Below are 6,164 nucleotides of genomic sequence, written 5' to 3'. Positions count from 1 at the left end.
TTCTGGACTGCAGGGTACAGCAACGGAAGTGTTGGTCCAAGAGACGAGAAAACATTGCAGAATTACATACGAAAACAAGATATATCTATGCAAACAACACTTACCTGAATGATACCACGACCTTTAGGTCGTGGAGAAGGTCATTTAATAAATATTATCTGTTTTTTCTACTTCCACGTTTGAGACTCTACATTGTTAAGTGCAGTCCATACTGTAGAATTCATCTTTGCCGCATTGTAGAAGAATATCCCGTATCCTGCTGCTCTGTCATTGGCCAGGCTCTGCTTTAGTTGGGTGAAGTTGCTCGGATTTGTCAGGTCGTAGCCTGCCGATATCTTTGACCTGCCCCCTACTTCGTTTGCGTAGTTCTGGAGCTCCAGAAGCGACGGGTTGAACTGCACCTCAAAATTATTTACGTAAGGTGCCAATGCGGTAAGGTTGAAATCAGAGGCATACCAATTTGCGATGTTCATGGTTATGATGTAGCTGCTGTCCTTTGCACGCATCGCAGTTGATAGCTGCTTTATGAATGCCGTGAAGTCGCTCTGGTTGTAATACCCTTCGAAATCTATTTTTACTCCGTCATAGCCCTGCGCGCTGACCACCGTTACTATGTTGTTGACAAGTATGCCCCTCAATGTGCTGTTGGAGAGCGATTTGTTGATTATTGAGGGATTTTCTCCATCTCCTCCGACGGAAAGAAGCACCTTTATGTTCCTGTTGTGCTCAGAACTGATTATTTGCGCAATGTTCGGCCCAGACAGGTTGCCGTCGTAACTCAGGGTCTCGTTTTGGCCGATCCATACGTGGAATACATCAAGCTCTGTAATGTAATTCCATTTTATCGATGAATAGCCGTTCTGCGACGTCCATGTAATGAGGTCCACGATAACCTGCCTGTTTGGGGTATTGTTGAATGCAGGGAATGCTGTTGTCGTGTAGCTCACTGTGCTGCCACTGCCTCCCTTCAGGGAACTGAAATAATCATAATGGACAAATGCCGTCAGGACAGAGAATGCCACAATCAGGATTATGACGATGTTTTTGCCGCTCCATTCCATATAATCAATGCATCATGGACTGGTAAATCTTGCTCGGGACCAACTCCTTCCAGTTTATCCAGTTGAGACCAGCCCCGCTGGCTGTTCCTCCGAAGAAGCCGCTGGCAGGGACCGAATTGAAGGCTATGTTACCTGTCAAAACAACATTCGAAGAATTCAAATAGCTGTAAACTGTCGGCGTGCTGGAGCTCCAGCTCCTGTACTGGTCGCCAAGGGGCAATGCATATACCAGTACCTTTCCTCCGTTTCCTGTGCCGTAGGCATTCTTGTCGAACGCGAGGAAAATGGCGGCAGGCTTTGATATGGAAGCAACGTTCTCATTTGTGGTCACGTTGGTGAATCCCTCGTGCTGCAATGCCGTAATCATCTGCTGTACTGTTGTATTTTGCGGTATTGTTGTCGTTGCGGTGCTTGTAGTGGAGCCCGATGTGGTCGTTGTTGAAATTGAAGTAGTGGTAGTCGTTGCTGTCGTTGATGGGATTGTGGTTGTAGGTGCGGAAGTCGTGGTGACCGTAGTTGATGCAGTAGTGCTGGATGTTGTACTTGTTGAGGTAGTTGGTGCTGTTGAAGTTGTTGATATTGAAGTAGTTGTTGACGTAGTAGGAACGGTTGATGTTGTTGAAGCAGTTGTAGACGTTGTAGGAATTGTAGAAGTTACTGTAGTAGTTGGTGCTGTTGAAGTTGTTGATATTGAAGTAGTTGTTGACGTAGTAGGAACGGTTGATGTTGTTGAAGCAGTTGTGGATGTAGTCGGAATTGTAGAAGTTACTGTAGTAGTTGGTGCTGTTGAAGTTGTTGATATTGAAGTGGTTGTGGACGTAGTAGGAACAGTTGATGTAGTAGGAACGGTTGATGTAGTTGAAATAGTTGTAGTCGGAATTGTAGAAGTTACTATAGTTGACGATGATGTAGTGCTTGATATGGTGCTAGATGTGGAAGTCGTGGTCGTGTTTATGGTTGAAGTGGTCGTTGCTGTGGTTGTGGTCGATGTTGTAGATGTAGTGGGCATGGTTAGTGTTATCAGCCTGCTCGGTACTATCTCCTTCCATGTGATCCACTTGCCTATGCCGCTCGCTATGCCTCCGAAGAAATCGCTTGCTGGGAAGGACTCGAAGTTTATCGTCCCCGTGAGTAGCACGTTCGACAGGTTCCAGTAGCTGTATGTGTTTGGATATGTGGTGTTCCAGTTCTGGTACTCGTAGCCAAGAGGCATGACGAATACGAGGACGTTAGCCGACATGTTTGTGCCATATGCATTCTTGTCGAACGCGAAAAACATGCTTGCAGGGGAGGATATGACTACCGTGTCCTGGTTAAGCGTTATATTCGTGAACCCGTTGCCCTTGAGAGCTGAAATTTCCTGCGCAGTCTGGTTTGCCGGTGGTATTGTCGTGGTGTACGTGGTTGTTGTAGAGGTGCTTGTAGTGGTTGATGTTGTCGTACCGCTAGGCAGATTGAATGCATAAACACCTAGAGTATTGTTGCTTAGGCCGTACAGCCCTGTTGCAAGCACATAGCCCTCTGCAACTGTCACCCCTCCGGACATGCCAGCACTCAGCTTGTGCTTGAAAAGCGTAGAGCCGTTCTTTATTGATACCGCATAAAGGTACCCTGTCAAATTGCTGAAGATTACATCCCCGAATAGCACAGCGCCGGGAATGAGAGCAACCGAGCCGTCTGTTATGCCCTTTGTCTGGTAATTCCATCCTGTGGCGCCATTTGCCGGGAATACCTCCCTTACAATGCCGCCTATCTTATTGCCCGTGGGGTTGTAATATGACGGGACAAAAACCGCAGGATTGGTGGTATTCGTGATTCCTGCAAGCCCCAATATGCCCCCGTCTGGATAAATGTTGTCCTCGGAAGTGCCTACCTGCAGTTTCTCTATGAAGTTTCCATTGATCCTGTTCAGAACGTAGTAGTTTCCGTCCTTGCTGCCCAATCCCACCGCATTGCATCCTGGGGTGCAGTTCTGCAGGCTCGAGGTCATGGAAAACAGGTTGGGCGTCGATCCGAAGTCCGCATCGCCGCAAGTGTACAGTCCAGCCTTGCACAATTGATTGTACCAGACCATGTTGCCATTCGTCGCATTTAATGAAATTATGGAATAGCCGTATAGCGAATTCTCCGATGAGCTCGATGCACTTATGGAATTGACACCGCCGAACGAACTAAGATATTTTTCAGTTACAATCCCGTTAACGGATGGGCTTGGCTGCTGCCTCGGATTGTTGGGGCTGTTCAGCGATATCTGCGTTATGTAGAAGAAATTCCCGGTATTGGAAGTCAGTACCTGGAGCGAATTGCCAGAAGTTACTACGAACGTCTGCGTTTCAGCGTTGTTTGAGTCCGTGGCAAGTGCTGTATTTGATGTGGAAAATTTCCCCACAGCATTCCCAGTTATTGATACGAGGAGCGGATTGGACGGCGAAATCCATAGGGTGTTGCCGGAAAGGCTCAATGTCAGGGTATTGGACGACTTTATGTCCTTTGCCTTTTTAGAAGAAGTTGTAAGTGCGTTTGTGTAGGGATTTCCTGTTCCGAAATATACCTGATTCAAGCCGGGATCGATTGCAACAGAGCCCCATATGCCGTCTCCTCCGTCAGGCCCTCCCAAGAGTATTGATCCGTATCCTATTGCGTTTGAAGGACCCAAGGTATTCCATGCCATGACGCCGTTGTTTGCGTATATCCCGTACATTGCACCCTTCCATGCCCTCTCCGACTCGTCACCCTGCGATGCAACTCCTATATACAGGATGTTCTTGTATACGATTGGAGATGTCCAAATGGCATCCATATGGGTCGTCTTGTTGAGGTTTGTTATCCATACAACATTACCGTTGTACTGGTTAAGAGCGAATATCGCAGTCGCATTCGGGCCTTTCAATGCACCTACCGATCCTCCGGTATCTGCAGTTCCTGATGGCCCCAGCGCAACATAAATCGTCCCGTTGTACAGCAGCGGCGTTGAGGATATTGCAGCCCCAAGGTTCTCCTTCCAGTTTATGCTTCCCGTCAACATGTTTGCGGACCAGAGGTATCCTCCCCAGTCAGCGAAGTATACGTTGCCGTTCTGTACAAGCGGAGTGGATGTAACAGAATTGTATGTTGTTATGTTCCATGCAGGTACGAGACTACCGACATTCATGCTGTTTATCGTGGAATTAGTTTGATACCTTGTATTGTTGTTGTTCAATATGAGCGATGTCCAGTCCCCTCCATTCACCGGCTGTGTCAAAGGCACAGCTATCAGTGCCGAGAAGAGCACGATAAATAAAAGTGCAGTCTTTGCCAATTGCTTTACCCCAGTTCTTGTTAAATGCCTGAAAGATTAGTAAAAAGCCAGTAATATGTTAAAGTCTTTTAGAAAAAAGTATAATAATGTTCTCTTTTGTACCGGTATATCCTAACCCATACAAGATATGGTATTATTGTGCATATTGGTGCCTATTCCTTCCTTATGAAGTAGGCTATTATCGCGAGCGATATTATGAATATTATGATCAATTCCACGTCATCTGCTGTCAGCTTTCCGCCGGATTGCTTGCTGATGTTCTGGCTTTGCTGCACTACTTTTGGTGCTGTCGAGTTGGTGGAGTTCTGCGCTCTTGCTGCCGCCTGCTGGTTTACGAATATCCCTATTGTCTGGTGATTTGACAGGCTGAAGCTTATCCTGCATGCTTCCGGGTCTATGCTGAAGCTGTTGATCCTTTGCCATTCCGCATTCTCCAGTATGTATGGTTCGATAGTATCCTGCTGCAAATAGCACGGATAGCTCATGGTAAACCTTGACGTGATGTTTGCAGGCGCTGTTATGCTGAGGTTCAATACCACAACAGGTATGAGCAATCCCGGCAACTGTATTGTATTTGTCACGTTTATAGCCACAAGCGTGGCATTCGTCGGAGTTGCAGAGTTTATGCGAATCAGCGTATTCGCTCCTGCTATGTAAATATATCCCGGGGTGCTGGGAGTTATGCTGTACGTGTAATTTATGAGCATCTCCCCTGCAGTATTTGCGTTGTTATTCTTTTCGGCTGATGCTGCGAATGCATAGAGCCCGGGCTCCCCGCTGTTGCCGAATGCTGTCGGAACTAATATGTGGCCTTCGGCTGGCGTTATACCCGCCTCTATGCCCCTATTTAAAGTGGTATTGAAAATCACTTTGCCGTCATTTATTGATACTGCATACATGTTTCCCCGGTTGTCCCCGAATATGACTGCGCCAGGTATTATTGAAACGGATCCCTCTATTGCACCTGGCGTGACTACATGCCACGGACTGAAGCCGTTTGACGGGTATATTGCTTCTACTTCTCCCCCATTGCCGCTAGAATTTGTGGCATTGTAGTTTGAAGGTATGAACAGCTCGGTGTCGTTTACAGAGCCGTTCCTGTAGATAAATCCGGCAAGCCCTATTATCCCTCCGTCTGCGGCCCCGCCGTTGGGGAACTTCTCTATGTATTTGCTGCTATACCTGTCAAAAATGTAGTAGTTTGCATCCTTGTTCCCTATGCCTATTGCATTGTAGGTCGTTCCGTTCAGCACAAATGAAAACAGGTTGGGCGTAGATCCGAAGTCAAGGTCCTTGCCGTAAGTTATTCCGTTGTAAACCTGGTTGTACCAGTTTATGTTTCCGTTTGCGGCATTAAGCGACACCACCGAGTAAGCGTACAAGGAATTGCTGTCGTTGCCGAAAGAGTTTCCTGTTCCAAGGTAAACGGAATTGAGCACAGGATCAACGACTACAGAGCCCCATATAGATGCACCTCCGGAATTTCCTGCTAGTATGGTATTCCAGACCAAGGCACCTGTCGATGCGTTTAGCGCGTATATCTCCCCCTGCCTCGATGCATTGGACTCGTTGTTGAGCACTGCCTGGTTCGCGGCAGTGCCTATGTAAATGAGTCCGTTGTAGAGTATTGGAGACGCCCAAACCGATGTCATCGTTGTATTAAGGGCAGTAACCCACGCTGTCGTGCCGTTTGACTGGTACAGCGCCGCAACACTTTCAGGCCCTAACGGCCCATATGCTACGTAGACCATGCCCCCTTCCAGCAATACCGTTGAGGAAATGCCCTCGCTGCTGCTGTCAAGGCT

General features: G+C 47.4%; 3 protein-coding genes. All 3 read right to left on the bottom strand.

Features of this window, described 5'->3' with window-relative positions; all coding sequences use genetic code 11:
• Positions 1 to 167: 167 nt before the first annotated feature.
• Complete coding sequence (locus tag KGI06_05895) at positions 168 to 1,061, bottom strand: hypothetical protein (protein MDE1871742.1); 894 nt, start codon at positions 1,059 to 1,061, stop codon at positions 168 to 170.
• A gap of 4 nt (positions 1,062 to 1,065) precedes the next feature.
• Positions 1,066 to 4,359 carry a PQQ-binding-like beta-propeller repeat protein gene (locus KGI06_05890; GenBank protein MDE1871741.1) on the bottom strand — a complete coding sequence of 1,098 codons (3,294 nt, stop codon included), beginning with the start codon at positions 4,357 to 4,359 and terminating at the stop codon, positions 1,066 to 1,068.
• A 152-nt stretch (positions 4,360 to 4,511) separates the two neighbouring features.
• On the bottom strand, positions 4,512 to 6,164 hold a 1,653-nt coding region (locus KGI06_05885), incomplete at its 5' end, for a PQQ-binding-like beta-propeller repeat protein (protein ID MDE1871740.1).

This window comes from Candidatus Micrarchaeota archaeon (genome assembly GCA_028866575.1).
Classification (GTDB): Archaea; Micrarchaeota; Micrarchaeia; order Micrarchaeales; family Micrarchaeaceae; genus UBA12276.
The sequence above is the reverse complement of the archived record's forward strand: the minus strand, read 5'-3'. Positions and strand labels throughout refer to the sequence as shown.

Excerpts from the sequence above, each read along its gene's own strand:
- KGI06_05895 (MDE1871742.1), bottom strand. The coding sequence starts at position 1,061 with ATGGAATGGAGCGGCAAAAACATCGTCATAATCCTGATTGTGGCATTC.